Origin of the sequence: Streptomyces sp. NBC_01198 (assembly GCF_036010485.1) — a bacterium.
GTDB lineage: Bacteria > Actinomycetota > Actinomycetes > Streptomycetales > Streptomycetaceae > Actinacidiphila.
This window is the reverse complement of the sequence record NZ_CP108568.1, coordinates 7,181,800-7,205,683: the sequence shown is the minus strand read 5'-3', so window position 1 is coordinate 7,205,683 and position 23,884 is coordinate 7,181,800. Positions and strand designations below refer to the sequence as shown.

General features: G+C 64.5%; 35 protein-coding genes, 1 tRNA gene and 5 other RNA genes. 17 read left to right on the top strand and 24 right to left on the bottom strand.

The window, feature by feature from the left end:
* Positions 1-12: 12 nt before the first annotated feature.
* The 23 genes from OG702_RS32170 to OG702_RS32060 form a co-directional block, all read right to left on the bottom strand.
* Positions 13-309, bottom strand: coding sequence for a hypothetical protein (locus OG702_RS32170; RefSeq protein WP_327292474.1), 297 nt, complete (start codon positions 307-309; stop codon positions 13-15).
* Positions 306-515 carry a hypothetical protein gene (locus OG702_RS32165; RefSeq protein ID WP_327292473.1) on the bottom strand — a complete coding sequence of 70 codons (210 nt, stop codon included), beginning with the start codon at positions 513-515 and terminating at the stop codon, positions 306-308. The genes OG702_RS32170 and OG702_RS32165 overlap by 4 nt, the downstream gene beginning before the upstream one ends.
* Entirely contained in the window at positions 512-757 is a 246-nt protein-coding gene (locus OG702_RS32160; protein ID WP_327292472.1) for a hypothetical protein, read from the bottom strand. The genes OG702_RS32165 and OG702_RS32160 overlap by 4 nt, the downstream gene beginning before the upstream one ends.
* Positions 754-1,122, bottom strand: coding sequence for a hypothetical protein (locus OG702_RS32155; RefSeq protein WP_327292471.1), 369 nt, complete (start codon positions 1,120-1,122; stop codon positions 754-756). Before OG702_RS32155 ends, OG702_RS32160 begins: the two co-directional genes overlap by 4 nt.
* A 3-nt stretch (positions 1,123-1,125) precedes the next feature.
* A complete protein-coding gene (locus OG702_RS32150; RefSeq protein ID WP_327292470.1) occupies positions 1,126-1,314 on the bottom strand; it encodes a hypothetical protein in 189 nt (62 codons plus the stop codon).
* A 13-nt stretch (positions 1,315-1,327) separates the two neighbouring features.
* A complete protein-coding gene (locus OG702_RS32145; protein WP_327292469.1) occupies positions 1,328-1,795 on the bottom strand; it encodes a hypothetical protein in 468 nt (155 codons plus the stop codon).
* Positions 1,795-2,037 carry a hypothetical protein gene (locus OG702_RS32140; RefSeq protein WP_327292468.1) on the bottom strand — a complete coding sequence of 81 codons (243 nt, stop codon included), beginning with the start codon at positions 2,035-2,037 and terminating at the stop codon, positions 1,795-1,797. The genes OG702_RS32145 and OG702_RS32140 overlap by 1 nt, the downstream gene beginning before the upstream one ends.
* Before the next feature lie 107 nt (positions 2,038-2,144).
* Complete coding sequence (locus OG702_RS32135) at positions 2,145-2,687, bottom strand: antirestriction protein ArdA (protein WP_327292467.1); 543 nt, start codon at positions 2,685-2,687, stop codon at positions 2,145-2,147.
* A 19-nt stretch (positions 2,688-2,706) separates the two neighbouring features.
* Positions 2,707-2,768, bottom strand: an RNA gene (locus tag OG702_RS32130) — hammerhead ribozyme type II.
* Between the two features lie 31 nt (positions 2,769-2,799).
* A complete protein-coding gene (locus OG702_RS32125) occupies positions 2,800-2,946 on the bottom strand; it encodes a hypothetical protein (protein WP_327292466.1) in 147 nt (48 codons plus the stop codon).
* 22 nt (positions 2,947-2,968) lie between these two features.
* Positions 2,969-3,032, bottom strand: an RNA gene (locus OG702_RS32120) — hammerhead ribozyme type II.
* The gene (locus OG702_RS32115) at positions 3,032-3,247 is read right to left on the bottom strand and encodes a hypothetical protein (RefSeq protein ID WP_327292465.1); all 216 of its coding nucleotides are present in this window, start codon (positions 3,245-3,247) and stop codon (positions 3,032-3,034) included. Before OG702_RS32115 ends, OG702_RS32120 begins: the two co-directional genes overlap by 1 nt.
* Positions 3,244-3,480 carry a hypothetical protein gene (locus OG702_RS32110; protein WP_327292464.1) on the bottom strand — a complete coding sequence of 79 codons (237 nt, stop codon included), beginning with the start codon at positions 3,478-3,480 and terminating at the stop codon, positions 3,244-3,246. The genes OG702_RS32115 and OG702_RS32110 overlap by 4 nt, the downstream gene beginning before the upstream one ends.
* Positions 3,477-3,800 carry a hypothetical protein gene (locus OG702_RS32105; RefSeq protein ID WP_327292463.1) on the bottom strand — a complete coding sequence of 108 codons (324 nt, stop codon included), beginning with the start codon at positions 3,798-3,800 and terminating at the stop codon, positions 3,477-3,479. The genes OG702_RS32110 and OG702_RS32105 overlap by 4 nt, the downstream gene beginning before the upstream one ends.
* A gap of 25 nt (positions 3,801-3,825) precedes the next feature.
* An RNA gene (locus OG702_RS32100) (hammerhead ribozyme type II) lies at positions 3,826-3,890 on the bottom strand.
* A gap of 2 nt (positions 3,891-3,892) precedes the next feature.
* On the bottom strand, positions 3,893-4,210 hold the full coding sequence (locus OG702_RS32095; RefSeq protein ID WP_327292462.1) for a hypothetical protein: 318 nt from the start codon (positions 4,208-4,210) through the stop codon (positions 3,893-3,895).
* A 4-nt stretch (positions 4,211-4,214) separates the two neighbouring features.
* Positions 4,215-5,096, bottom strand: coding sequence for a hypothetical protein (locus OG702_RS32090; protein WP_327292461.1), 882 nt, complete (start codon positions 5,094-5,096; stop codon positions 4,215-4,217).
* Between the two features lie 31 nt (positions 5,097-5,127).
* An RNA gene (locus OG702_RS32085) (hammerhead ribozyme type II) lies at positions 5,128-5,192 on the bottom strand.
* Between the two features lie 2 nt (positions 5,193-5,194).
* A complete protein-coding gene (locus tag OG702_RS32080; RefSeq protein WP_327292460.1) occupies positions 5,195-5,509 on the bottom strand; it encodes a hypothetical protein in 315 nt (104 codons plus the stop codon).
* Positions 5,510-5,527: 18 nt separating this feature from the next.
* Positions 5,528-5,594: hammerhead ribozyme type II (locus OG702_RS32075), an RNA gene on the bottom strand.
* Positions 5,595-5,596: 2 nt separating this feature from the next.
* Entirely contained in the window at positions 5,597-5,854 is a 258-nt protein-coding gene (locus tag OG702_RS32070) for a hypothetical protein (RefSeq protein ID WP_327292459.1), read from the bottom strand.
* 173 nt (positions 5,855-6,027) lie between these two features.
* Positions 6,028-6,204: a hypothetical protein gene (locus OG702_RS32065; protein WP_327292458.1), complete on the bottom strand. Its 177-nt coding sequence runs from the start codon at positions 6,202-6,204 to the stop codon at positions 6,028-6,030.
* A 1,176-nt stretch (positions 6,205-7,380) separates the two neighbouring features.
* Positions 7,381-7,974 carry a hypothetical protein gene (locus OG702_RS32060; protein WP_327292457.1) on the bottom strand — a complete coding sequence of 198 codons (594 nt, stop codon included), beginning with the start codon at positions 7,972-7,974 and terminating at the stop codon, positions 7,381-7,383.
* A gap of 1,010 nt (positions 7,975-8,984) precedes the next feature.
* Here OG702_RS32060 and OG702_RS32055 point away from each other — a divergent pair.
* From OG702_RS32055 to OG702_RS32020, 8 genes are all read left to right on the top strand, one after another.
* A tRNA-Lys gene (locus OG702_RS32055) sits at positions 8,985-9,057 on the top strand.
* Between the two features lie 103 nt (positions 9,058-9,160).
* Entirely contained in the window at positions 9,161-9,376 is a 216-nt protein-coding gene (locus tag OG702_RS32050) for a hypothetical protein (protein ID WP_327292456.1), read from the top strand.
* Between the two features lie 18 nt (positions 9,377-9,394).
* Positions 9,395-9,829: a phage terminase small subunit gene (locus OG702_RS32045; protein ID WP_327292454.1), complete on the top strand. Its 435-nt coding sequence runs from the start codon at positions 9,395-9,397 to the stop codon at positions 9,827-9,829.
* A 151-nt stretch (positions 9,830-9,980) separates the two neighbouring features.
* The gene (locus tag OG702_RS32040) at positions 9,981-11,648 is read left to right on the top strand and encodes a terminase (protein ID WP_327292453.1); all 1,668 of its coding nucleotides are present in this window, start codon (positions 9,981-9,983) and stop codon (positions 11,646-11,648) included.
* A gap of 34 nt (positions 11,649-11,682) precedes the next feature.
* Entirely contained in the window at positions 11,683-13,110 is a 1,428-nt protein-coding gene (locus OG702_RS32035) for a phage portal protein (RefSeq protein WP_327292452.1), read from the top strand.
* Positions 13,107-14,162 (top strand): VG15 protein, encoded by a 1,056-nt coding sequence (locus OG702_RS32030; protein ID WP_327292451.1) that lies wholly within the window; start codon positions 13,107-13,109, stop codon positions 14,160-14,162. Before OG702_RS32035 ends, OG702_RS32030 begins: the two co-directional genes overlap by 4 nt.
* Positions 14,163-14,187: 25 nt before the next feature.
* Complete coding sequence (locus tag OG702_RS32025) at positions 14,188-14,700, top strand: hypothetical protein (protein ID WP_327292450.1); 513 nt, start codon at positions 14,188-14,190, stop codon at positions 14,698-14,700.
* 70 nt (positions 14,701-14,770) lie between these two features.
* Positions 14,771-15,844, top strand: coding sequence for a hypothetical protein (locus tag OG702_RS32020; protein ID WP_327292449.1), 1,074 nt, complete (start codon positions 14,771-14,773; stop codon positions 15,842-15,844).
* 46 nt (positions 15,845-15,890) lie between these two features.
* Here the strand turns inward: OG702_RS32020 and OG702_RS32015 are convergent, their stop codons facing one another.
* Positions 15,891-16,337 (bottom strand): hypothetical protein, encoded by a 447-nt coding sequence (locus OG702_RS32015; RefSeq protein ID WP_327292448.1) that lies wholly within the window; start codon positions 16,335-16,337, stop codon positions 15,891-15,893.
* A 47-nt stretch (positions 16,338-16,384) separates the two neighbouring features.
* Between OG702_RS32015 and OG702_RS32010 the strand changes: the two genes are divergently transcribed.
* From OG702_RS32010 to OG702_RS31970, 9 genes are all read left to right on the top strand, one after another.
* Positions 16,385-16,897, top strand: coding sequence for a hypothetical protein (locus OG702_RS32010; protein ID WP_327292447.1), 513 nt, complete (start codon positions 16,385-16,387; stop codon positions 16,895-16,897).
* Positions 16,898-16,902: 5 nt separating this feature from the next.
* Positions 16,903-17,232: a phage head-tail adapter protein gene (locus OG702_RS32005; RefSeq protein ID WP_327293446.1), complete on the top strand. Its 330-nt coding sequence runs from the start codon at positions 16,903-16,905 to the stop codon at positions 17,230-17,232.
* Complete coding sequence (locus OG702_RS32000; protein WP_327292446.1) at positions 17,229-17,612, top strand: DUF5403 family protein; 384 nt, start codon at positions 17,229-17,231, stop codon at positions 17,610-17,612. Before OG702_RS32005 ends, OG702_RS32000 begins: the two co-directional genes overlap by 4 nt.
* The gene (locus OG702_RS31995) at positions 17,612-18,112 is read left to right on the top strand and encodes a hypothetical protein (RefSeq protein ID WP_327292445.1); all 501 of its coding nucleotides are present in this window, start codon (positions 17,612-17,614) and stop codon (positions 18,110-18,112) included. The genes OG702_RS32000 and OG702_RS31995 overlap by 1 nt, the downstream gene beginning before the upstream one ends.
* 6 nt (positions 18,113-18,118) lie before the next feature.
* Positions 18,119-18,871, top strand: a complete 753-nt coding sequence (locus OG702_RS31990; protein ID WP_327292444.1) for a phage tail tube protein — start codon at positions 18,119-18,121, stop codon at positions 18,869-18,871.
* Between the two features lie 117 nt (positions 18,872-18,988).
* Positions 18,989-19,330 (top strand): phage tail assembly protein, encoded by a 342-nt coding sequence (locus tag OG702_RS31985; protein ID WP_327292443.1) that lies wholly within the window; start codon positions 18,989-18,991, stop codon positions 19,328-19,330.
* Positions 19,331-19,395: 65 nt separating this feature from the next.
* A complete protein-coding gene (locus OG702_RS31980) occupies positions 19,396-19,704 on the top strand; it encodes a hypothetical protein (protein WP_327292442.1) in 309 nt (102 codons plus the stop codon).
* A 3-nt stretch (positions 19,705-19,707) separates the two neighbouring features.
* Positions 19,708-23,007 carry a phage tail protein gene (locus OG702_RS31975; protein ID WP_327292440.1) on the top strand — a complete coding sequence of 1,100 codons (3,300 nt, stop codon included), beginning with the start codon at positions 19,708-19,710 and terminating at the stop codon, positions 23,005-23,007.
* Positions 23,008-23,010: 3 nt separating this feature from the next.
* Positions 23,011-23,868 (top strand): phage tail domain-containing protein, encoded by an 858-nt coding sequence (locus OG702_RS31970; RefSeq protein WP_327292439.1) that lies wholly within the window; start codon positions 23,011-23,013, stop codon positions 23,866-23,868.
* Positions 23,869-23,884: the final 16 nt, after the last annotated feature.

Here is a 23,884-nt window from a genome sequence, read left to right as displayed (position 1 = left end):
TAGCTCACACTATCACACTGGCTCCTGACGTTCGACGCTCCAGAAGGCCAGCTCGTTCCCTTGCACCGCCCAGTAGTCCTCGCGGTCGGTAACCCAGCCGCCCTCCCACTTATGCGTACGGAGAAAGGATGGGGGGATGAAGCCCTCCTCCAGGACCTCATCCAGGTTCAGGACCGTCCCCTCCCAGTGCCATACGCCCGGTGTCTTTGAGGTTTCGACGTCCAGGCGGGTGCGCATCCCGTAGCTGAGGACGATGTCCCCCTTGCGCAGCTCGGACGTATCGAGGTGAAGGATCTTCGCGTCGCTCACCAATCCTCCTTGAACCAGCCGGTCATGTAGGCCTTGCCGTCCTTGTCCATCCACACGCGCCGGACCATCCCGTTCGGGAACTCCACGCGAAGGACTCGCTGACGCGCCTGCCTGATTGGGCACCGCCAGCCGGGGTGATAGAACGCCACCCCGATGGGCCGGCCGTCGTCCTTGCCGTTGTGCGTGAGTGTTCGACGCTCGATCACTCCGCCACCACTTGGATGGACACTTCCTCGGGAGGGAGTTCGTCCCAGTCGATGACGATTCGCGTTCCGCCGACCACAAGGAGGGTGCGCACGATGCTGGAATCCTTGAAGTCGTCCTCGACCCGTTCGAGCGTGCCGGCCACCACCCGCGCATCGCTCGCGTACTCGATGTCCACCAGGACCACGCGGCCGATCAGATGCGCGCACTGCGACCCCGCGCACAAGGCTTCACGCTCAATCACGCGAGCACCCCCACAATGAGGCTCACCGAGTAGGCCTGGCCAAGGTCGTGCTCTCCGTCGTACCCGGGCGTGTCTCCGTAGATCGTGCCCGTGCCGTCCGAGGCGGTCGGCCAGTCCTCGTGCGGGTTGCCGTGCTCGTGCGTCTCGCGGGTCAGACGCAGGTCACTACCCGCGATGTAACGCAGGTACATCAGGGTGTCGCTGTACTCGAACTGACCCAGGTCGTCGGGTCCGTACTCGGCCGAGTCCTCTTCGCGCTCTCTTTCCTCCGCCAGCCAGGCCCAGGCCTCTCCTGCCGTCTCGAAGGTGGGCGGCTCGTCGTCCATCGGGAGGTATCCCGGGGTGCTGATCGTCGCTACGAACATCGGCTACTTCCCCTCGTCCTCGGTCATGGCGTCGAGCCACGCCCACCACTCCAGGCCGTCGATGGTGTAGTCGCCCGGCTGTCCCTTGATGTCGCCAGGCGTGAGCGTCACCCCCTTGCGCTCGGCGATGGTGATGATGTCGTCCACCTCCGCGAGCCACGGTTGGGCCGCGATGCGGTCAGCGCGCAGCATCAGTTGCTCTCCTTCAGCTAGTGGTGTGGAAGTCGTCCCAGCAGACGATGTAGGTCGTGTCTCCGACCTTCGCGTAACAGTCCTGGTGACCGTCGTAGGCACCCCAGGCCACCCAGCCGGCCGCCTTCTTGTCGTCGCCCCAGGCGAGGCGCTGCGCGGTGTCGTTCTTCTTCGGGTCCAAGTAGGTCACCCAGCCGACCGCATCCACCCAGTAGCTGTAACCTCGCCCGTCGCCTGACCGAGCCGCGTCGTGGAAGCAGTTGCGCGTGACGTCGTCGCCGCAGGCCTTCGTCGGAAGCTTCACGCTCGGCACCTTGACCGTCTTCGGGATGCCATGAGCCGGCGTCGCCGTACTCGTCACGCGGGGCTTCGCCTTGGCAGCCTCCTGCGTGTGCACGACTTTGTAGCTTCCTCCGACGTGTGCGGCCAGCACCAGGGCCAGGCCGGCGCCGATGCCGTAGAGCACCTTCTTCTGATCCATCACCGCACCACCGTTTCGCCCCGCTGGACTCGCCCGAGGAGTGAGAGAACCCAGTCCTCGGCAATGTCGAGCCAGTGAGCGGGGATGGGACCCCCATCCGTCGGGTCGGGGTCCTCGATAAGGCTGGTCGCCAGACCCCTTACCACTTCCGGCTGCTGCCGCATCCACTCTGCGGCCTCGGGGATGGTGATTCCGTCGCTCACGGCGACGTACTCGACGCACTGAAACGTCGCGTTGCGCATTCGACTTACGGCACCCATCGATTTACCTCACACTATCACACATGCTGGCTGGCATCGTCAGGGAGCAGGAGCCACCCACCCCGACCCCCGAAGGGGTTTCGCCTTGGTCAGTCATCCAGAACGAACACGTACACGCCACCGTTCGAAGAAGCCTCGGCCTCCTCTGAGCCATTCACGAACATGTCCTCCGAGGCGGCGTCCCAGTCGATGCTGTCGAAGGGCCAGACCTTGTCTGCGACGAGACGCTGCAACTCCGGCTCCGCCGTGTCGTAGAACCAGTTCTCGGCGTAGTCGGCCTGACTGCCCCACTCCCCGCGGTACTGCTCGCGGAACTTGTTCGCCCACTCCCAGGGGCTGTAGCTCTCGCTTTCGACCAAGCGTAGCCAGATGGCGAATGCCGGCGCCCCGTCCTCGGGGATATCGCTCAGACCCTCGGCGACCTGCTGCGCCCAGCCCGGCGAGCATTCTCCCGTCAGCGCGCCAAGAAAGCCCTCGTGGTCGAAGACCCACAACTCCTCATGGTCTGTCTCGCCTCCGTGCACCTGTTCGGGCGTGACGTCCCCCGCGAACTCGGCGTCGCTCCAGTTGCCCACCAACTCGCCTGCGTTGTAGCAACCGAGGCAGCCGATCCAGACCCTTGCGTCGCTCATTCTTTCGCCCCACTATCACATCAGGTTGGCTCATCAGGGCCGGAGATCCACTCCGACCGACCCCGCGCGGGGGTTTCGCCTTGACATAGTCACAGTATCACACCACCTCGATTCAGTGGATCCCCGCAGCGCGCTGGATGACGTCCTCGGCCGGCACGTACTTGGCGTCACGCACTGCCCGGCGGTGCAGCGTTACGGCCTTGTCCTTACGGCGGCTGTCGCGGATCTTGCGCTCGGGGTCACGGAACTTCGGAGTCATAGTTGCGGGTCTCGCTTTCGTTTCTCGGCAGGCTCATCAGCGCGAGGTCGCCAGGCCTCACGGACGCCCCGTAGGGCGTTTCGCCTCAGTGCTTCAGGCACTCCTCGACCTCGCGCTCCAGGCCCTCGAAGCCGTCGTCGTCGCCTATCTCGGCGAGCTCCTCCTCCAGGCCCTCGAAGACGTCGTCTTCGTCCATCTCGGCCAGGTCTTCGAGGCTCACGCCCTTGATCCGGGCCATTTCCTCGTCGCTCAGCTCGCGCTCATGGGTGCTGATCTCGGTCCACCGCACGGTGTAGGTCACGAGGTCTCCCCTTGCTCGTTCTGGACGCGGTCGTACTCGGCGTCGGCGAAGTCACGAAGGGCTATGTAGGCCTTCGTCCAGTCGAAGTAGCCGTACTCGTCGGCCATCCCCGAGAGCGTGCTTCCGTAGTGCGCCAGGTAGCCACACAGCTCGCCGAACTCCATGCCGGCCGTGGACTCCATGTCCCGCACGATGCGCTCGCGGTGCTCGGGCTTGATGTCTTCTGCTCTCATGCCGCCAGCCACCCTGCGTACTCGCGGAGCTCTAGGGCATTCAGGACGCGCCCCTCGTCCTTGGGGTCGTCCTCGTCGTAGGTGAAGTGGGAGTCGTCGACCTCGTCGCCGTCTGCGTGGCAGGACAGCCACGTCAACGCCTCGTCCCTGTGCCCGCTGAGCAGAAGCACACGGGCGATACTGTCCGCCTCCGAGCAGGTGAAGAAACCCCCAACGTGGCTTGCGAACATGCCGTCACCGAACACGTCCGCCATCATCGCCAGGGACTCGGTCAGCGCGTCGCGCTTCATCATCCTGGAGGGATCGCAGAGAAGCTCCATTACTCGTCACACTCTCACAATCGGATGCAGGCTGGCATCATCAGGAGTAGGGCACCACCCCTACTCGACGCCCCGCAGGGCGTTTCGCCACACTATCCCACTTGGCGCTCAGCAAGCGCCCTTCGGAGCTTGTCGCCGTAGTCGAAGAGGCTCGTCTTCTCTTGCACCGAAAGCCCCCGAAGGCTCGCGCCACTCAACACGCAGAGCCGTTCGACGATCTCTCGTTCATCAAGCCACAGCAGGCGAGGAGTCATCGCCTCGTAGGGAAGCGGGGTCCGCTCCCCGTAGACCGGCCGATAAGGGCCGTCGTACTTCGCTCCACGCAGAGCCAAGGGCGTTACCTGCTGCCAGGCCTGCCACTCCTCGATCATGTCCCGCACAGTCGGATTCTCGACGGGCATCTTCGGCATGTCGTCACACCCCCGGAAGGACGAGCTGTCCCGGACCCGGGTACCCCCGGCCGTCCATGACCAAGAGACTCCGCGCGCTCAGCTCGTCGGCAATCTCCTGCGCCTGTGAGGTGAAGTGCTCGTCTCGGATCTCCCGGTACTCGTCTGCCACCTCACTCCAATTGACATCCTCCGCACGGCACCACTGGTCACGGTGGTGACCCTCTTCGTAGAAACGCTGTGCGATCGTCTCGACCTCGCTGTCGGAGTCCTCGGCGTATGCACGCTGGGCGTACTCCACGGCCTCAGTCAGGACCGCCTCGTAGGCCTTCCACTCCCGCTCGCTGTAGTCGTCCTCGTCGAGGAACGGGTAGTCGCGGAGGTGCTGAGCGATGACCACGGCCATCTTGAACGCGGCAGAGAACTCGGGCTCGTACGGCGTCACTGTGGCGTTCGCGTCGACCGGTTCACCACGCTCCCACGTCCACCCTGTGTCGAACGGGTCTCCGAGGGTAATCCAGTCCGCGTGCCACTGGCACAGAGCGCCGCCCTCGTGCACGTCGGACTTCACCACCACCTCGGCCGGCGTCCCGCACTCGTCCCACGTGCACTGGTTCGGCTCTTCGTAGACCAGGACACGAAGCTCTCGGGTGTTACCGAAGAGCCAGTCTCGGCACGGCTGGTCAGTCACGTACTCGTCCGCGTCCTTGTCATTCCACACCGCCGCAGCGTTGAGCAGCTCCAGGGCGGATGAATAGTTCGACTCGGCCATCAGGTCGTCCGAACTCTCGACGAGGCTGTACACCGTCACGTACGGCTCGCCACTGTCCTTGTCGTGTGCCTCTTCCGCAGCCTCCTTCAAGGTATCCGCGTCGAGGTTGTCCATCTCGGTCGGATCGAAACGCATAGTAGCCACACTATCCCACGTAGGGCTGATGAACCGGCTGGCATCATCAGGAGGCGGGAACCACCCCACCCCGACGCCCCGAAGGGCGTTTCGCCAAATCAGTTGGTCGCATAGCCGCGGAGCTCGGCCAGGATCATCAAGCACTCCGTGATCGTCTGAAGGTCGTGGTACGGATGGTTGGCGCAGGTTCCGTCACAGTAGATCGCCTCGCCGATACCCACGGACATCAGGGCGGCGTCCTCGTCGCAGTGCCCCTGACAGCCGCCGACCCCGGCCTCTTCGGCGATCAACTTGCGGAGATCCTTGACGCTCGCCGGAAGGTACTCGGCCATGAGCAAGTCGAGGTGATGCGCGTCGGTCTGGTACTGCCCGTGCGTCTTGATGTTGATCGTGATGCGGTCCGTCTCGGCCATGCCTGACCCTCTCGTCATCGTGGGCTGGCTCATCAGTGCCAGGTAGCCCAGTTCTGGCAGACGCCCCCGAAGAGGCGTTTCGCCACACTATCCCATCGTGGCGGAGGGATGCTCTAGATCGTCGAGACCATGAGTGTCCGATCGACTAGCACCCTCCCATTGCACGCGGAGGATCACGTCACCTGCACCGCTCTCGTAAACATCCACGTCGATGCCCACGAGCTTGCCGGTCAAGCCGTGATCAACGTCGGTTCGATCGCCGCGGTACTGCACCACGTCTCCGACCCTCCACGTCGCGCCCTCGTGCTTGTAGGTGTTCGTCGGCACCGTCACGACCAAGTCCATGAGGCCTTCCTCCGTCGTCATGACCGGCCGCCCCACACGGGGCGGCGGCTCCTCCTGTGCACACCGGGATACCCGGTGGAGTCTTCGCGGTTCCGTGGCCGTGCGAGTAAGCCGCGCCCCTTGGAATCGCTGGTCATCGTCCTCCTCAGTGGGGTGAGAGTGGAGTTACAGTATCACACATGCTGCGGAATGATGACGCTCTCGAACCAGTAGTGATCCGCCAGGGCTTCCAGGTCATTCGCCCGAAGGCCAGCGTTCACCGACGCCCTGAAGCCCTGAAGCTCGATCGAGGCGGGGGTCTTCTTCAGTGAGACGACCGACTTCTTGGTGGCAGTAGCGGTGTTGGACATGTACCCCTCCTGGGCGGTTGGACTTGCTCACACTCTCGTATGAGAGCTATAGGTCAAGCGACCGGATGGTCGCGACCTCGAACCTCTTGGAGCTATGACGCTCCCAGCCCCCTGATGGGCGAGGCTGCCTCCCTGACTCCCCCAACGGCGAACCGAGAGGGGAGTCGGGCGACTTCGTGAGCGATCCTTGCAAATCGCTCTCCGCACTAGGTGCGGATCGTTCATGTGCGCAATTGGCAGGTTGCGCATCCTGTCACCGTTCCCGTCCGGCCCGTTCGGCGCTTTCCTTGCGGTTGGCGCCTTCCGGCCCGTTCGTCTGAACGGTGAGCCCTGGTTACCTAATAGCGCTGGCAGCGTCTGTAGACCCCCCGATCGTGGCATCCCTCTCGGAGGCGTACGTCCTAGACGATGCTGTCCGATGGGACTGGACGGCATTCGGTAGCTGTACCCCAGGGGTTCGCTCTCTGCCTAGCGGTCCTGCCCGGATCACGGGAGTGGATACCCACTCCTACCAGGCCCTTCCGTTTCGGGGGAGCTGTGCCCTGCATACTCCACCACACCGACTAGTCGGCTGCGACGTCCCTTTCGGGGGCCGGTAGAGCGACGATCTAAGCTTCGTTGTGCTGTCCTGCGGTGTTGCTGAAGCTACAGCATCACACTTTCTGTAGCCGGTCAATCTGCCGTGCTGTCCGCTTGACGCTGGGGTTCGCCGTTAAGTCGCCGTTCCGCTTCGCTCGCACCCGGTTTGGCTGATGCTCACTTGCCCCTGTCCTGCTGACGAGGAAGACATTGCCACACCATCACACCTCGTGTCAACTCTGCCCGCTCTGAGCTGTCGGATGATCATGGTTTCGAAGCTCTTCTGCAGGGGTCAGCCGATCAGTCTCTGCGCTGGTCAGAGTGCAGATCGCACCTGCCTGTCAGGCCTATCCGCAGAGCAAGGCTCAAAGAGCCTTGAATGCCCGTCTGAGCGGCTGTACCGGTCGCGTTGGCGCTTGCCCTAGGGCTTGGCCTTAAAGGCCTAGAGATGAGCGCGTAGGCAAGCGCGCGAGGGTATGCGTCGAGGCGACGGCGAGTCAAGAGGAAAGGCGAAGGGGTGGGGGTTGACCCCCGTTCCGACCGGCCGCGTACCGCCACGTCTTAGCCGCTCGGTTTCTGCCACGGTTATGGGGTCGATCAGCCGTAGAGCCCCGTCCGAGTAACCGTGCCCAGCCCGAAGGCCCAGATACTAACCTCACGTTCCCTAGTTGTCGTCAGCTCTACGTTCACGAGAGACGGCCGAGACTCCAGCGTCTCGACCGGTCCGTCGAAGAGAATCGAGATGCTGATCTTCTGCTTCCGAGCAACATGCAAGGGCTTCATGGATAGTTCGGACCCATGCGCTGTGAAGTAGCGCGGCCCGGCGGACGGAGAGACTCCTTGCCACTGCATCAAGGCGACGATGGGCTCACCAAAGTCGAAAGCGGTCGCCTCGCCACCGTGGAACATGTCTGCGGTGATATCCCGCCGGCCCGTGTTGGTGATGTCGAACACCAATAGGTGGGGGTCATGGAGGGTGGCTCCGTTGTAGGAGACTGTGAGCTGGTCCTGCACACTCGTCGCCGCAAGTAGGCGTGTGATCGAGTCCACCTGGATGTTGAGCCGCAGTTTCGGATAGCTGGCCCGTAGGGTGGCCCATGCTCCGAGCGCCCCAACCAGCACGCCAGCGAGGATGCCGACGATCGTCCACAGCAGGCTCGATTGGTACCAGGCGCCGGCAAGAGTCTCCATGGTCGGAGGCTAGAGCAGCGTACGAGCCCAACGAGCCTGCATTCCTCGGGCGTTGCCCGACCGCAACCTCGCGACCGCTAGCGAGCTTCGAGCAGTGGGCGGCTTCGCCGCCCCATCGTGCCTACCCGCTTCCTTTCTGAGCCCTTCTCCCGCCGGGTACAGCGACAGGCGCCGTCTGGCTTCTTCTCGCCGCTGCCCTGCATCTCTTCGCCGCCGCCTGTACGCGCTGTGGCGCCCTCGGGGCGCCCCTGTGTAAGTGTGGCCCAGGTCACACAAAGAGCCCTTTCCAAGCTCAGGCCGGAGCTGGGTACTTATATATGTAAGCGTGTAAGTCACTGAGAAGTGCAGGTCAGCGCTTCTGAGCCCACTTCGTGGGCCGTCTGTCGAAGAGTGCTAGACCGCTTGGCCAGTGGGGCGCGAAGCGCCCGCTGAACGTAGCGGGTTAGCGCGCTTGCGTCAGAACAGCAGAGGTACAGAGACAGCCCCGAGTCGACAGCGATAGGACAGCTCCCTCGTCAGGGAGGACGTCGTCGGGGCGAGACTTCCGCGGAGGTGACCCGATGCCCCAGTGGGCCGGCTCGGACAGACGAGATCGCCTGCCGGCCAACTGGCCCCAGATCAGGCATCGGGTCCTGAGGCGGGACGGCGGACGGTGCACCGAGCGGAACGACTACGGAGTGCGCTGCGCCGAGCTGGCCACGGACGTCGACCACATCAAGGCCGGCGACGATCACAGTCTCTCGAACCTGAGGTCGCTGTGTGAGTGGCACCACGACCGCAAGAGCGGTGCTGAAGGGGCTGCGGCCCGTGCCGCGAACTGGCGGCGCAACAACAGGAAGTTTCGGCGGACCGAGAGTCATCCCGGCCTGCTGTAGGGCACGCGCTCCCGAGAAGCGACGGCAGCCGATAGTCGGCCTGCAAGCCCGTCTCGGTCGAGTGCGTCGGCACCCCGGGGTCCTCCTCTTCCCCGGCGCGGTGCCTGCCTCTCCTGGATAGCCGGGAGAGCGCAATGGCGCGTAGCTCAATTGGTAGAGCGGCGGACTCTTAATCCGCAGGTTGTCGGTTCAAGTCCGACCGGGCCAACAAGGAGCGGATAGCGACCATGCTCCTTCGATCAAATAGCTCGCTCGTGCATCCGGGGCCGCACGTTAATCCGCCCCGGGCGTAGAGGAGGGGAGGTGATTCCATGGAGCGCTCATACCGCTTACTGGCACCCAGCCCCTTGGTGTTCGAACAGAACGTCGAGCACACGCCGGAAATCCAGGCCGCCGCCCAGACCGCCGCACGGGCCTACCACGACCTCGTCGCGCTGGTTTGTCCCCAGTCTGTCTCGATCGGTGACTCGGCAGTCGCCTTCCAGTACATCGAAACGGAAGTCACCGAGGAGTTCGTCGTTTCCTAGTACAAGGGGGGTGAGCCCGTGGGTCAACGCGGACCCGTACCGAATCGCTCCGAAGACCTGGCTCGCCCCCGCGAGCGCAAGGGTGGCGATGGTCAGGTGGTTTCCAAGGGAACGCGCCTGCCGGCCAAGGCCCCGAACGCTGACCGCACCTGGCACCCGATCGCACAGAAGTTGTGGGATGGGGTTAAGGAGTCCGGCCAGACCGACTTCTACCAGCAGTCGGACTGGGCCATCCTCTACAGCCTGTGCGACGACCTGAGCCACTTCAAGAAGAGTGCGAAGCGCTCCTCGCAGATGGCGCAGACGATCTACTCGGCCCTCGGGAACCTCCTTGTTACCGAGGGGGACCGGCGCCGCGTTCGGATCGAGCTGGACGAGCCGGTTGAGGAACAGGCTTCCGCCGCGGTGCTGGCCATCGCGGACTACAAGGCCGAGCTCGGGGTCGACGAATGAGCTTCTGTCTGGTTGTCGGCCGCTGGATCCTGTCGTTCTCGCTGTCCCGTGCAGACGTAGAGGCTGAGGAGGAAGCACCTCCGCTCTCCTCGGAGCTGGCTTTCGGCTTCCAGCCACCCGGCGACGAGGGGTAACGCAAGGGGGGTGAGCGATGGCTGCCCAGCAGAAGGCGCTCACCGCCGAGGAGATCGAGGCTCTGGAGCCCGACTTCCACGGTCCCACATGGCAGCGCGACCCCTTCACGGGTAAGTGGCACCTTCCGAAGCACACTCTCGGATGGCAGATCGTCGGCTGGTGCGCTGAGTACCTGAGCGGCGAGGGCTCCACCGACGAAAAGCCGGTCCCGTGGAAGTTCACGAAGGAACAGCTCCGCTTCGTCCTCTGGTGGTACGCCATCGACGGGGACGGCGAGTTCGTCTACAGGACGGGCGTCCTGCAACGGCTGAAGGGCTGGGGCAAGGATCCGCTCCTCGCGGTGATCTCGCTCGTCGAGTTCGTCGGGCCTTCGCGCTTCTCCCACTGGGACGAGGCCGGCGAGCCGGTAGCCAAGTCGCATCCGCAAGCATGGGTGCAGATCACGGCCGTCAGCCAAGAGCAGACCACGAACACGATGGCCTACCTGCCCGTCCTCATGAGCGACAAGCTCATCAGGGCGTACGGCATCAAGATGGGCGCCGAGCTGATCCGAGCCGACCGCGGGCGCAAGCGCCTCCAGGCGGTCACCAGCTCGTACCGTGCGATCGAAGGTAAGCGGACCACATTCACGCTGCTCAATGAAACGCACCACTGGATCGCCGGCAACGGCGGTCACAAGATGTACGAGACCATCGACGGTAACGCGACGAAGATGGACTCGCGGTACCTGGCAATCACCAACGCGTACATGCCCGGTGAGGACTCTGTCGCTGAGCGGATGCGCGAGGCGTACGAGAAGGTCCGTGAGGGCAAGGCCGCCGACGTTGGCGCCCTGTACGACTCGATCGAGGCTCACCCGAAGACGCCGCTCACGGCCGAGGCCCTGCGCATCGTAATTCCGAAGATCCGGGGCGATGCGGTCTGGCTGAAGGTCGAGTCGATCATCAAGTCGGTTCTGAACCTGACGATCTCGGCCTCGCGGTCGAGGCGCATGTACCTGAACCAGATCGTCGCCGAGGAGGACGCCCTCTACGGTCCAGCCGAGTGGGACGTGCTCCGCGACGAGGAGCTGATACTGAGGCCCGGTGACGAGATCACGCTCGGGTTCGATGGTGGCAAGACGGACGACTCGACTGGCCTAGTGGCCGTCCGCGTCTCGGATATGGCCGCCTTCCTGCTCGGCCTGTGGGAACGTCCGGACGGCGAGGCCGGCCAGAACTGGAGCGTTCCTCGCGCTGCCGTTGACTCGGCGGTGCACGACGCATTCCGCATGTTCAGCGTCCAGGGCTTCTTCGCCGACGTCGCCCTCTGGGAGAGCTACATCAGCGAATGGGACGACGCATACGGCGAGGGCCTGGCCGTTCGCTCGCCGCTGGGTAAGGACTCGATCGGCTGGGACATGCGAGCGTCGCAGAAGACCTCAACTCTGGCGCACGAGCGCCTGATGCGCATCGTCTTCGACCAGAAGCTGAAGCACGACGGAGACCTGAAGCTCCGGCGCCACGCGCTCAATGCGCGCCGCGCCACCAACAACTACGGCATCAGCTTCCGGAAGGAGTCGAAGGACTCCCCGAAGAAGGTCGACGCCTACGCGGCTCTGCTCTTGGCGCACGAGTGCCTCATCGAGCTGCGTGCCCGAGGCAAGAAAATCCGCAAGCGGACTGGCCGCGGCTACTTCATGTAGGTGTGTGTTACTGTGACGAAAGGATGGTGAGACGATGGCGGAGCCTTCTGCGCTCTCGCTGGCAAAGCAACTCCTCGCCGTCCTTCACAAGGACCGCGACCGGCTGGAGCGCATCGACAGCTACCTGCACGGTCACCACGACGATCCGTACATGCCACCGATGGCTGACGACGAGTACCGCCTCCTTGCGAGGCGTGCGGTGTCGAACTGGATGCCCCTGCTCGTCAGCACGCCGGCACAGGCGATGTACGTCGATGGCGTTCGCACGAGCAAGGACAAGCCCGACGCCACGGAGACCACTCCGGAGTGGGCACACTGGCAGCGCAGCCGCCTCGACAGCCGCCAGGCCGCCATCTATCGCGGCGCCCTGGCCTACGGCCACTCCTTCACTCTGACGGAGAAGGTCCGCTCGGGTCAGGTCCGCACGAAGGGCCTGAGCGCCCTGCGCACTGCCGCGCTGTTCGAGGATCCGGCCAACGACGACACTCCATACGTTGCGCTGACCGTCACACGCTGGCCGACCGAGAGCAGTGTCGGCAAGGCCCGTATGTGGGATGGCCGGCGCGAGTATGCGGTCACCTTCAAGGACGACGGCGGCCAGGACGGCGTCATCGTCTCGGCGGGCAAGGCGCACGGCGCGAGCGAATGCCCAGTGACCCGCTTTGCCGCTTCGGTGGACCTCGAAGGCCGGACGGTCGGGGTGATCGAGCCCATGATCGCCCTTCAGAACCGGATCAACCAGACGGTCTTCGATCTGCTCGTCGCCCAGACGTACGCATCCGTGAAGGTGCGCACGGTCTCGGGCATGGCTCCTCCGATCAAGCGCGATCCAGAGACAGGCGAGCCGGTCCTCGACGACGCCGGCAACGAGCAGCCGCTCCCGATCAACCACAACGCGCGTCGGTTCCTCTTCGCGGAGGACAGTGATACCAAGTTCGGCAGCCTCGACGAGACGCCGCTCGGCGGCTTCATTGAGTCCATCGACATGTCCGTCAGGCACCTGTCGGCCCTGTCTCAGGTCCCCCCGACCCACCTGTTGGGTCAGATCGCGAATCTGTCCGCAGAGGCGCTTGCGGCGGCCGAGACATCGCTCGCTCGCATGGTGACCGAGTTCAAGACGGGCTTCGGCGAGAGCTGGGAGCGCGTCTTCCGTCTCGCCGCCGAGATGCTCGGCCTGCCCGCCAACGCCGACGACTTCCTGACCGAAGTCTCCTGGCGTGACATGGAGTCGCGGAGCCTGGCCCAGAGCGCTGACGCGCTCGGCAAGCTGCGTGACCAGCTCGGCATTCCCGCCAAGGGGCTCTGGCGCCGCGTGCCTGGCGTGACACAGACGGAGTACGAGGACTGGGTCGAGATGGCCGAGAGCGACGACTCTGTCGGACAGCTCGCCAGCGCGCTGAAGCGTGCGACGCCGCCCAAGGCTGTACCGGCCCCGGCCGGCACTCCCCCGGTGGCAGCATGACGAGCAAGGCCCGCCTGAGGGAGGCTGACGAAGCGTCGGCCGCCTTCCATCTCGCACTGACTCAGATCGGAGCCGGAACGGTCCAGGAGGCCATTCTGCTCTGGGACGAGACGGCAACAGACAAGCGCGGCGCCATCGCGGAAGGGTGGCTGGACAAGGCCGTCGAGCTGGTCATGACTCGACGGTCGCTGAGCACGGCCCTTGCCCGTGCGTACTACCGCCTCGCGCGAGCCCTGCTCACCGGCACGACCGTGGCAGATCCGTACCATCCCGAGCCGACCTACATCACGCTCGGAGTCCTGCGAGATGAGTTCGCTCAACTAGCCGGAGGTGCTGAGAGCCCCCAGGAGGGGCAAACGCAGCAGCCAAGGTCCAGCGAGTCGGACACACCATCACATGCCGCGAGCGAGCCCCCTGCGGACGCGGAAGGCACCGAAGACGATGACGACGATCGTGTCCTCGTCGAGGAGCTGGAAGACCTCCGTAAGGCCGAAGAAGAGGCCGACAGCCAGGCCGAGGAAGAGATCCGTACGGACCTCGAAGCCCTCGGACCGAAGAACCTTCAGAAGAAGCTCGGCGAAATCGACACCGGCCAGCCAGCCGACAAGGTCGACGACGAGCGAGAAGAGGCCCGCCGGCAAGCCGGTGCTCGCCAGGCGGCGGCAGCCGAGAGAGTCGCCCAGAACGGCGGACGGTCCCTGATCTGGAATCAGGCCGGCCGCGACAAGCGCGCCATCGGTTACGTCCGGATGAGCCGCACCGGCACCCCCTGTGGGTGGTGCGCGATGCTCATCTCCCGCGGAGCTGTCTATCGCTCCGAGAAATCCGCGCTGTACGCGGAGGGCGATCTCTACCACGACAACTGCCACTGCTACGCGCAGCCCATCTTCACGCGCGAGCAGTACAAGAACTCGCAGTCGTACGAGCTCAACCGCCGGTACTCCGAGCTGTGGCCGAAGGTCACCAAGGGTCTGACCGGCAAGGCCGCGGTGAGCGCTTGGCGGCGATTCATTCGGCAGGAACAGAAGGCCGCAGCCCAGGAGGCGCGGTAACCCCCGAGCGTCCAGGAGGCGTGCAGTGCCCGAAGAGCAGAAGCCCGAAGTGGAGACCGGCGAGACTCCTCCGGAGAGCAAGCCCCCCGAGGGGAACGGGCCGGACGACAAGAAGCCGGACGGCAAGCCCGGCGAGGAGCTGCCCCCCGAGGTGCTGCGCAAGAAGCTCACGGACGCCAACGCCGAGGCTGCGAACTATCGCACCAAGCTCCGCGAGGCCGAGGACAAGCTCTCCAAGGCCAAGACCGTCGAGGAGTTCGAAACGGCGACCGCAGACCTGAAGGCGAAGAACGCCGAGCTGGAGCGCTCGCTCCTGGTGACCAAGGTCGCCGGGAAACACGAGCTGCCCGCCGAGCTGGCCGAGCTTCTGAAGGGCGACGACGAAGCCGCCCTGGAGGAGCACGCCAAGAAGCTCGCGAAGCTCGTCGGCCAGGCCGCTCCCGAGGATCTGTCCGGCGGGCTCAACCCGTCCGACAAGGATGACGGCGAGATGAACCCGCGCAAGCTGGCCGGTCGCGTCGGACGTCGTCGCTTCTGACCATATCGAGACCCAACCAACCGCCCCTGCCTTCCAGGCCAGGGGCTTTCCCATGCCTGGAGGCTAGTAAGTGCCCACCACCGAACATCAGGTCGTCAAGCCGGAGAAGCTCGTCGCGACTGCGGTCGGCGTCCTGGAGCAGGAGCTCGTCCTTTCCCGGCTGATCGCACGCGAAGGCGTCGACCAGTACAAGGGTGCCGAGGACGACACCATCTCCTACAAGGTCGAAGGCGTCCTACCGCACCACTCGTACGCGTGGCGGAACGACCGGTCGACCGGCATCACGTTCGACGTGTACAAGGAACGGAAGATCGCCGTCAGCTTCGGCGGCAACACCTACTCTGCGGTCAAGCTGACCGACGAGCAGAACGACTTCGACCTCGACTCGTGGGCCAAGCTGCTCACACCGCAGGCCAAGGCCGTCGCGCGGGGCCTGGAGCACAAGGTGCTCTCGACCATGACCGGGGCCACCTACAACGTCGTCATCGGCAACGCCGGCCAGAAGATCCGGTCCGCCGTGATCGAGGCCCGCCGGGTCCTGAACAAGTTCCACGCCCCCAAGGGCAACCGCATCCTCCTGGTGGGCTCGGAGTTCGAGGCCGCCATGCTGGAGGACCCGGACCTGGTCATCGCCTCGAACGTCGGCGACTCCCTCGCCGAGTCGGCCCTGCGCGACGCCGTGATCGGTCGGGCCGGCGGCTTCACCATCGTCATGGACGAAAGCATCCCCGGCGACGAGGCCATTGCCTTCGCCGACTCCGCCTTCTTCCTGGCGACCGGCGCCCCGTCCGTTCCGCAGTCCGCGCCCTACGGCGCGACGACCTCCTTCGAGGGCTTCGCGCTGCGCTGGGTCCGTGACTACGACTCCGAATACATGCAGGACCGGAGCGTCGTCAACTGCTACAGCGGTACCCGCGTGGTCACCGACCCGCTGATGTACTGGGACCCGACCGCGAACGGCGGCAACGGCGCCGAGGTCGTGACCGACGCCGAGTACATGGTGCGCGCCATCAAGCTGACCCTCGACGGGGCCAGCAACTACCCGGCCGCCAGTTCAGAGCTGGCGAAGGCCACCGGCATCAGCGACGCGGCGGTTTGGACCCCGACCGGCGCCGCGGCCGAGACCGACCCGGCCAACGCCTGATCCCGAGCGGGCAGGGTGTGATAACTGAGCATCCTGCCCGCTTTCGTCATTCACCGGATTCAGCTTCTCGCGCTACCTCTTCCAGCTCCTCACCAGTCCAATCGGTCCTCTCCATCAGGTCACGCGCTGCGCACAGTAGCTTTTCTACTTCTCGGGCTGAATGTCCGTTCACGACGACAGTCTCGCCACTCAGCAATTCGATCTGGAATTCCTTACCCTTATTCCTTTCGGCCAGTCCTCGAATTGCCGAATTGATCGCTACCCAGACTCCCGGAGCGACGAACACTCCTAAACCCCAGGCCAGCGGTCCGCCGAACATCGTATTGCGCGAGTGGAATCCCAACTCGCGCAAATCTGCTTGCAATTCATCCATCACGCGCTGCCGCCCCTCCCAGTCCTCAGGGGGGGTAAGGACTACTGGACGGTCCTCGTCGAATTTAAATCCATGGACGCCAACAGTCAGATGAATGGTCTCCAAAGGGTGCACCTCCATCAACTGACGGTACATCCGACTCGACGCCGAGGAGGCGCTTCGTAGAAATGCCCTACGCCACCCTGGATGACCTGAAGGGCCGCCTTGATTGGGAGCTGGATGCAGACGAGCTGCGCATCGCCACGGCCGCCCTGGAGGACGCCACCGACCTCGCCGCCCACTACGGCCGCGAGTGGGCCGACGACACCGCGCCGCGCCTCGTACGGACCCTGGTCCTGAAGGCCTGCATGCGCTACATGACCAACCCGGACGGCTACACGCAGAGCCGGGCTGGCGACGAGACGCTGACATGGAACGACGACCAGGGCGAGAACGCCGGCACCGTCTACTTCACGGACGACGAGATCAAGCTCCTGGCCGAGCTGGGGGGCAAGAAGCGGGGTCTGGCCAGCGCTCAGGTGTCCGCCTGGTCCTCGCGGATTCGCCCGCGACACCGCGGCGTGATGCGCCTGCCCCGCCGGGCCTGTGACGCCGAGTACGTCCAGACGGACGAGGGTCTCGTCCCCGTCGACTACGACGGCAATCCCTTCCCCCTCTTCGACGGGGACGGCCCCTGGTGAGCAGCATGCAGCGCAGGCGCGGCCTGAAGGCGAAGGTCTGGAAGACGGCAGTCACGACGGACCGGCGCGGAAACACGGTAACCGCCGCGATCGAGGACGGTCCGTATGAGGTCAAGGTCGCGGTGATCCCCCAGCGCAGCGCGCGGGCCGAGGTCCCCGGCCAGCAGCAGATCAACGTCATTCGCATCCTCGTCGACCCCAACCTCCCCGACGTGAACCTCTGGTCGCGCGTCGAGCTCCTCGGGTCCACGTGGGACGTCGTCACGCCGCCCGCCTACCACCACGGCAGCCGCAGGACGCGGCACTGGGGCCTTGACCTGAGGGAGCGCCCGTGACCGCGTACATCTACGAGGGAGTCAGCGGCAAGAAGCTAACCAAGCTGATTGCGACGCTGCCCGAGGTATCCGCCGCGCTCGACGAGGTCCAGTTCGAAATCTTCATCCGCGCCACTCAGCTCCTGGCCGACCACCTCTACTCGGGCGCCGCTGAGATCGACGTCGCCACCGGTGATGTCGACCGGTACGTCGTCCTGTCCGACGAACTCGGCCAGAAGCACGCGCTGAGTATCGAATACGGCCGCGCAGCCGGCAAGTTCGAGACCACCGATAAGAACGGCGTCCGGCGCGAGGTCAAGTACGGCGCGATGGACGGACTGTTCATTCTCGCAGAGGCGTCGAACCTGCCGAAGAAGCGGAGAGCGAAGGTGCGTCTCTGATGGCCGGACTGCCACCCGAGATCAAGGCGCTCGCCGAACTCTCCCCCGTCGAAGACCTGATGCTGGCAATTCTTCGCGCCGGCCTGCCGGGCATTCAGGTCGGCTCGCTGATTGCCACCGACCAGACCTTCCCATTCGTTCTCGTCCGTCGTGATCCGTCCTTCGGGAATGTGGGCGGCGACGTCCGCTTCGTCGACGACGCGATCGTCGCCGTGCAGTCGTTCTGCGTCGATCCGGACGGAGATGAGGACGCCGCAATCCTGGCCGAGGCGGCGCGTGTTGTCATCCGTAACGCCTGGCTCGATCAACTCGTCATCCCAGGTCGCGGCCACATCACGAGCTTCGACATCAGCAGCTCTCCGCGCAGGGCGCCCGACTGGGCGACTAGCACCGGGCCGGTCCAGTACGCCGACCTCCCCACTGGGGTGTGGCGATACGAGACGAAGTACCAACTCTCGATCCGCCGACCGCGGATACGCCCCTACCCCAACACCCCCTAAGGAGTAATGCCCGTGCTCAATGATGCCGCAACCCTTGTCATCGGTAGCGGAAACTACCTGACCGCACCGACCGGCACGCCCATTCCGCCGGACCTTCTGACGCCCGTCTCTCCCTGGGAGAACGTCGGTCACACGTCGCTCGACGACATCTTCGGAATTTCCAGCGACGGCGGCGACGCCACGACCATCGGGACCTTGCAGAACAAGTCGCTGCGCACCAAGTACGCGGCTCGGACTGAGACCATGGCTGTCACTTTGCAGCAATTCGACGTGGCCGGCCTGAAGCTCTACTACGGCTCGAACGCACCGATCCTGTCGGATGGGAGTGTCGGCGTTCCGAGCGACCCGACTCCGACCACCTGCGCCTTTCTGGCAGTTTTCGTGGACGGCGAAGCGCACTTCGCGTTCTACGCCCCCAAGGCCGAAATCTACCGGGCCGACGACCTGTCGATCAGCGACACCGAGTCGCTCGCCGGACTGCCGATCGGGATCAAGCCGCTCGCGTACGGGTCGAACGACTGGACGTACGCGGTGACCCCGCTGGGAGGTGCCCCGACCGTCGCGACTGGCGCCACCGCCGGCACGCCTGGGGCCTTCACTCCGGTGGGAGCCCTGACCCCCATGGACCTCGCGGACCTGGGCGACGTCACCGCCAATCCAGCGACCGCCTGGACCACTGGCCAGTACGTCGTCCTGGGCGACTCCTCGTCGGCCCACTGGGACGGCGACTCCTGGGTCACCGGCACTGCCGGCGCCTAACAATCTCCCCCGGTGTGATAGTGTAGCGGATCTCTATCGCGCCGGGGGCTCCATCCGGAGCGCCCTCTCCAGGTCCGCATTCCCTGCACACCCACACGCCTGGAGGTCCGCAACCCCATGACCGCTTTCTCTCTCGACGACATCCGCGCCGCTGCCGAAGCCAAGTACGGGTCGACCGACATCGATCTCGGCGGCGAGAACATCGTCCGCCTGCTCAACCCGCTGCGTCTGGCCAAGGCCGCCCGCGCGCGCCTGGTCGCGATTCAGGACGAGCTCGGCGAGGACGACGCCGACCAGGAGGCCCTCCTCTCCGAGGCCCTGGTGCTGGTCGCCGAGACTCCGGGCAAGGGCAAGGCCCTACTGAAGGCGGTCGGTGACGACCTCGCCGTCCTGGCCTCGCTGTTCGAGCGGTACTCCGAGGGGACCCAGGCGGGGGAAGCCTCAGCCTCGCAGAGCTGATCGACGAATACGGCGAGGGCCTCTATCCGGACCTGCGTTTCTACTACGGCGTTGATCTCGCCGACGTGATCGCAGGGCGTGGACCCTCGCCGTTTCTCGTCCTTTCGCTCGCACAGAGGCTTCCCGACACCAGTTTGACTTTCGCCCTCGCGCAGGGCGGCAGAGAGCATTTCGGCTGGGGCGTGGATCGCCATATGACCGCCGACCTGTTCGACGCGATCAACGCGAACACCCGGGCTACCGGTAACTGGGCCAAAGGGAAAACCCCGAAGCTCCCCATTTGGCCACGCCCGAAGGTGCAGGCCGAGACGCAGCCCGAGAGCAAGAAGCGACGCTCTGTCGCCGACATTTACCAGCAGCTCACTCGGAGGTGATCCATGCCCGAGTCGGGCCAGGTTGTCGGCCGAATTAGCGTCAAGATCCTCCCGGACACCAGCGACTTCCGACAGAAGGCGCAGAAGGATCTCGACAAGATCGAGAAGCGACTGAAGGTCGAAGTCCCGACCACAGTCGACATGACTGGCGCCAAGCGGGATCTCCTTGAAGGCATTCGCACGATCAACGCGGAGAACGCCTCGAAGGATTCGAGGAAGATCAAGTTCCGGACGGCGATCACCACCACCGGGATGACTGCCGAGATCCAGAAGGCAGTCAAAGAGCTTCAGGCTCGCATGAAGACCAAGAGCGTCAAGATCAAGATCAAGGACGTCGAGGTTACCGGCGACGTCCACCTTGAATTGAATGGCGACTCGGCCAGGAAGACCAAAGATGACATCGACCATTGGCGGCGCGACAACAACCCCGTCAAGATCGACGTGGAGTTCAACTGGCAGTCTACCGCGGCTGCGGTAGTTTCCGCCCGCCTCGGAGTCCTGACTCGGCCTCGTACCGTCAGTATTTTCCCGAAGATCGACAAGGGCGCTGTCGCTGCGGTCGGAACCGCCCTCGCCGCCCTCTCCGGCGGTCGCGTTCTCACCGACATGTTCCGGGGCTTCAAGAATTGGCTGAAGGATCTCGATAAGGCGGTCCCTCGGATCGGCTTGCTCACCGAAGGACTCGGTGGTCTGTCGGCTTGGCTGCTTACCGCAGTCAGCAATTCATTCGCGCTCGGCACCTCCTTGGCGCAAATCGGGCCAGCTGCCCTTCTCCTGCCGGGCCTCCTCGGCGGAATCGCTGTCGGCGTCGGCGTCATGATCGCGGCGTTCAAGGACTTCAACAAGGTCTTGCCCGAGGTGAAGAAGCAGTTCTCCGGCCTCCAGGACGCCATCAGCGATAACTTCTGGTCCAAGGCCGCTACGCCTATCCGGTCAATGATCGACGAGCTCCTTCCGGAGTTCACTGCCGGCGTCAAGCTCACCGCCACTCAGTTGGGCGGCTTCTTTGCTGGACTTGCTACCGGGCTGAAGGGCGCACTAAATCCGGCACTCACTCAGATGTTCAAGGATCTGGGCGATTCGATCAGCATTGCCACGGGTGGCACTGGGGCTTTCGCGAACATCATCGCGGTTCTTGGAAAGGTCGGCAGTTCCTACCTACCGGAACTCGCACAATGGTTCGTCGACATCTCCACGAAGTTCTCCAATTTCTTGTCGGCCGCAGAAAAGGACGGCCGCCTGAAGGGCTGGATCGACACTGCGATTCAGAACCTGAAGGACTTGGGCTCGGTCTTCACGGGCCTCGGCGGAATCTCGAAGGGCGTCGGCGAGGCTGCGACTAAGGCTGGCGGATCCACGCTCGGGATGATGGCGGATACGCTCCACCGCGTCTCTGACGTCGTCAACGGCGCGGATTTTCAGGTCAAGCTCGTCGGCGTATTTCACTCCGCTCACGAAGCGATGTCGCAGATCGCGACGCAGTCCGGCCCGCAGGTGCGAGAGCTCTTCGCTCAGCTTGCCGACCTCATGGCCGACGTCCTTCCGGAAATCGGCTCGACCATCGGCACGGCCGTTGGTGCAATCGCTGGCGCCCTTTCGCAGCCCGCGATAGTCAACGGGATAAAGGCTCTACTCGACGGCCTTCAGACGGCCGTAGAGAGCCTCGCGCCCGCCTTGGATCCGATCGGAAAGACCCTTAGCGCGCTGATGCAACTCATCGGCCCATTCGCGGCAATGCTCGGCGGTTTGGTCGCCGCCGCGATTGTTCCCCTAGCGTCCGCCTTCAGTACGCTCCTGCCGCAACTTCAGCCCATCATCGACATCCTCGGTGGCGCGCTGATGACAGCTATTCAGGATCTTACCCCGCTCGTTGCGACCCTGGTACCAATTATCGGCGATTTGCTTGGTGGCGCCTTTTCAATCCTGGCTTCCATCCTGCCGCCGATCGAGCAGATTTTCGGTCAGATAGTCGATGCGGTTCAGCCGCTCGTGCAGCAGCTCGGCGATTCCCTCGCCCCGCTCTTGCCGGTAATCAGTGACGCGCTCGGGGAATTGCTGACCGCATTGCAGCCAATTGTGGACGTGGCGCTCCAGCTCATCAATGCCGTACTCATGCCGCTTTTGCCGATCGTCTCGAATTTGCTTCAGCAGGTACTTCCCCCCTTGGCCGACGCGATCTCCCGCATCCTGGCGGCAATCCAGCCCATCCTTGATGCCCTGCTCGCGCTGGTGAATTTCCTGATGCCGATCCTAGTTCCGGTTCTTGCCTTCGTCGCTCAGATGATCGGCGATGTTCTGGTCCTGGCGGTAAATGGTGCCGCTCTCGTGATCGAGGGTTTCGTCGAACTCTTCGTCGGAATCTGGGACGTCATCAAGGGCGCATGGGAGGTCTTCTGGGGGACGTTCGAGGGATCCTTTACTGGCTCCTGGGACACCTTCAAGCAGGGATGGGAAGACCTCTGGAATGGCATCTGGAAGTTCCTAAAGGGAATTTGGGACATCATCCTTGGCGCCTTCGAGCTTGTCTTCGCTGCCGCATTCTTGGATGGTGCCGGCGAACTCGTAGACGGCGTCGCTGCCGCCTTCCGAGCTGGCTGGAAGGTGATCAGCGATCTGTTCACCGGTAACTTCGCGCTGATACGCGGCTACATCACGCTGTTTACGACCGGCGCGCGACAGCTCTTTGTCGATGGCATGTCCTCGATTGAGACGGCGTTCTCGTCCGCTTGGAGCACCATCTCCACACGGGCCACTGCGGCGCTCTCCTCCCTGCGGACCACCGTCAGCGACAAGATCGCGCAACTGGGAACCCTGATCTCGGACTTGCCGGGCAACATCGTCAAGTGGCTCGGCAGCCTGAAGACCCTTCTGGTACAGGCCGGCAAGGATCTGATCGAGGGCTTCGTCAAGGGAATCACCGCCTCCTACCAGAAGGTGAAGGGCGCCCTCGGCAGCCTGACGGGAAAGCTGACGAGCTGGAAGGGTCCGGAGAGCCTTGACCGCGTGCTCCTGGTGAACGCCGGGCAGCTCGTCATCAACGGCTTCATCAATGGCCTGGAGTCCCGCTATGACGCGGTACGGAAGTCGCTTCAGGGGCTCACCGATGACGTCGCCGGCACGGCATTTGAAAGCCCGAGCCTGAACAAGGCCGCGGGCCTGTCGGCATCCCTCAATGGGTCGCTGGCCGGAGCTCTCAGCGGCGGCACCACGAAGGTTCTCAACTACTACGCGGCACCGGGCAGCGGCCTTTCCTCGGAAGAGGATCTGTTCGCTGCCACCGGCCGGGCAAGGGCGGGGTGGTAAGCGATGCCGAAGCTCCAGCTCGAAAGCCCGACCGACGTCATCAACCTCAATGAGCAGTACGAGACAGGTACGGGGATCCAGGTCACGTCCGGCGTCACCGGACTTGGCGTGCCCCCCGTCTCGGTCCAATGGCTCACCGGGGCTGGTGACGGCGCCGTGTATCGCGGCCAGCGCGTTCAGCCCCGCGAGATCGACCTACCCCTCGACATCGTCGGGCGGGACCGTGCGCACCTGAAGCAGCTCGTGTCCCGGCTGGCCCTGGCGCTGGCCGGGCCGTGCACCCTCGCCCTGATCGAGGATGACGGTACGCGCTGGACGACAACCGTCTACCGCACCGGCGGAGGCGAGTACACGTATGGGGTCGACACTGTCGGCAGCCGTGACGTCCAGATGGTCGTCACGGTAACGGCGGGCGACCCGTACTTCACCAGCTCGGTCGTCACCGGCCAGACCATCGGCGGAGACACCAGCACTGGCGCTTTCCTCGACACGCTGGCGAACCTGTCAGTCGCCTCCTCGCAGGCAATCGGCGCGATCACCCTGACCAACACGGGCGACGCTCGCGCCTACCCCGTATGGAACATCTACGGCCCCGGGCACGGCTTCGAGGCTGTCGCCCCCACCGGTGAGCGGCTGGCCTGGCTGGGCACCCTGGCGTCCGGCCAGCACCTCACCATCGACACACTGCGCGGCTCCGTGGTCGACGGGACAGGGGCGAATCGGTACTCCGACCTCGACGTCGCCCCGCGCTTCTGGAGCGTTGCTCCGGGCACCACGACGGCGACGGCAAGCCTCCTGGGTGTGACCAGCGCCAGCAAGATCGTGTGCACCTGGCGGGCTCGGAGATGGGTGGTGATCTGACCTGAAGCTCTCCGAC

Bases quoted from the DNA above. Each gene is read 5' to 3' on its own strand.
- OG702_RS32155 (WP_327292471.1), bottom strand. From the start codon at position 1,122: ATGTTCGTAGCGACGATCAGCACCCCGGGATACCTCCCGATGGACGAC.
- OG702_RS32150 (WP_327292470.1), bottom strand. From the start codon at position 1,314: ATGCTGCGCGCTGACCGCATCGCGGCCCAACCGTGGCTCGCGGAGGTG.
- OG702_RS32145 (WP_327292469.1), bottom strand. From the start codon at position 1,795: ATGGATCAGAAGAAGGTGCTCTACGGCATCGGCGCCGGCCTGGCCCTG.
- OG702_RS32140 (WP_327292468.1), bottom strand. From the start codon at position 2,037: ATGCGCAACGCGACGTTTCAGTGCGTCGAGTACGTCGCCGTGAGCGAC.
- OG702_RS32135 (WP_327292467.1), bottom strand. From the start codon at position 2,687: ATGAGCGACGCAAGGGTCTGGATCGGCTGCCTCGGTTGCTACAACGCA.
- OG702_RS32125 (WP_327292466.1), bottom strand. From the start codon at position 2,946: ATGACTCCGAAGTTCCGTGACCCCGAGCGCAAGATCCGCGACAGCCGC.
- OG702_RS32110 (WP_327292464.1), bottom strand. From the start codon at position 3,480: ATGAGAGCAGAAGACATCAAGCCCGAGCACCGCGAGCGCATCGTGCGG.
- OG702_RS32105 (WP_327292463.1), bottom strand. From the start codon at position 3,800: ATGGAGCTTCTCTGCGATCCCTCCAGGATGATGAAGCGCGACGCGCTG.
- OG702_RS32095 (WP_327292462.1), bottom strand. From the start codon at position 4,210: ATGCCGAAGATGCCCGTCGAGAATCCGACTGTGCGGGACATGATCGAG.
- OG702_RS32090 (WP_327292461.1), bottom strand. From the start codon at position 5,096: ATGCGTTTCGATCCGACCGAGATGGACAACCTCGACGCGGATACCTTG.
- OG702_RS32080 (WP_327292460.1), bottom strand. From the start codon at position 5,509: ATGGCCGAGACGGACCGCATCACGATCAACATCAAGACGCACGGGCAG.
- OG702_RS32070 (WP_327292459.1), bottom strand. From the start codon at position 5,854: ATGGACTTGGTCGTGACGGTGCCGACGAACACCTACAAGCACGAGGGC.
- OG702_RS32065 (WP_327292458.1), bottom strand. From the start codon at position 6,204: ATGTCCAACACCGCTACTGCCACCAAGAAGTCGGTCGTCTCACTGAAG.
- OG702_RS32060 (WP_327292457.1), bottom strand. From the start codon at position 7,974: ATGGAGACTCTTGCCGGCGCCTGGTACCAATCGAGCCTGCTGTGGACG.
- OG702_RS32050 (WP_327292456.1), top strand. From the start codon at position 9,161: ATGGAGCGCTCATACCGCTTACTGGCACCCAGCCCCTTGGTGTTCGAA.
- OG702_RS32040 (WP_327292453.1), top strand. From the start codon at position 9,981: ATGGCTGCCCAGCAGAAGGCGCTCACCGCCGAGGAGATCGAGGCTCTG.
- OG702_RS32035 (WP_327292452.1), top strand. From the start codon at position 11,683: ATGGCGGAGCCTTCTGCGCTCTCGCTGGCAAAGCAACTCCTCGCCGTC.
- OG702_RS32030 (WP_327292451.1), top strand. From the start codon at position 13,107: ATGACGAGCAAGGCCCGCCTGAGGGAGGCTGACGAAGCGTCGGCCGCC.
- OG702_RS32015 (WP_327292448.1), bottom strand. From the start codon at position 16,337: ATGGAGGTGCACCCTTTGGAGACCATTCATCTGACTGTTGGCGTCCAT.
- OG702_RS32010 (WP_327292447.1), top strand. From the start codon at position 16,385: ATGCCCTACGCCACCCTGGATGACCTGAAGGGCCGCCTTGATTGGGAG.
- OG702_RS32005 (WP_327293446.1), top strand. From the start codon at position 16,903: ATGCAGCGCAGGCGCGGCCTGAAGGCGAAGGTCTGGAAGACGGCAGTC.
- OG702_RS31995 (WP_327292445.1), top strand. From the start codon at position 17,612: ATGGCCGGACTGCCACCCGAGATCAAGGCGCTCGCCGAACTCTCCCCC.
- OG702_RS31990 (WP_327292444.1), top strand. From the start codon at position 18,119: ATGCCCGTGCTCAATGATGCCGCAACCCTTGTCATCGGTAGCGGAAAC.
- OG702_RS31985 (WP_327292443.1), top strand. From the start codon at position 18,989: ATGACCGCTTTCTCTCTCGACGACATCCGCGCCGCTGCCGAAGCCAAG.
- OG702_RS31975 (WP_327292440.1), top strand. From the start codon at position 19,708: ATGCCCGAGTCGGGCCAGGTTGTCGGCCGAATTAGCGTCAAGATCCTC.
- OG702_RS31970 (WP_327292439.1), top strand. From the start codon at position 23,011: ATGCCGAAGCTCCAGCTCGAAAGCCCGACCGACGTCATCAACCTCAAT.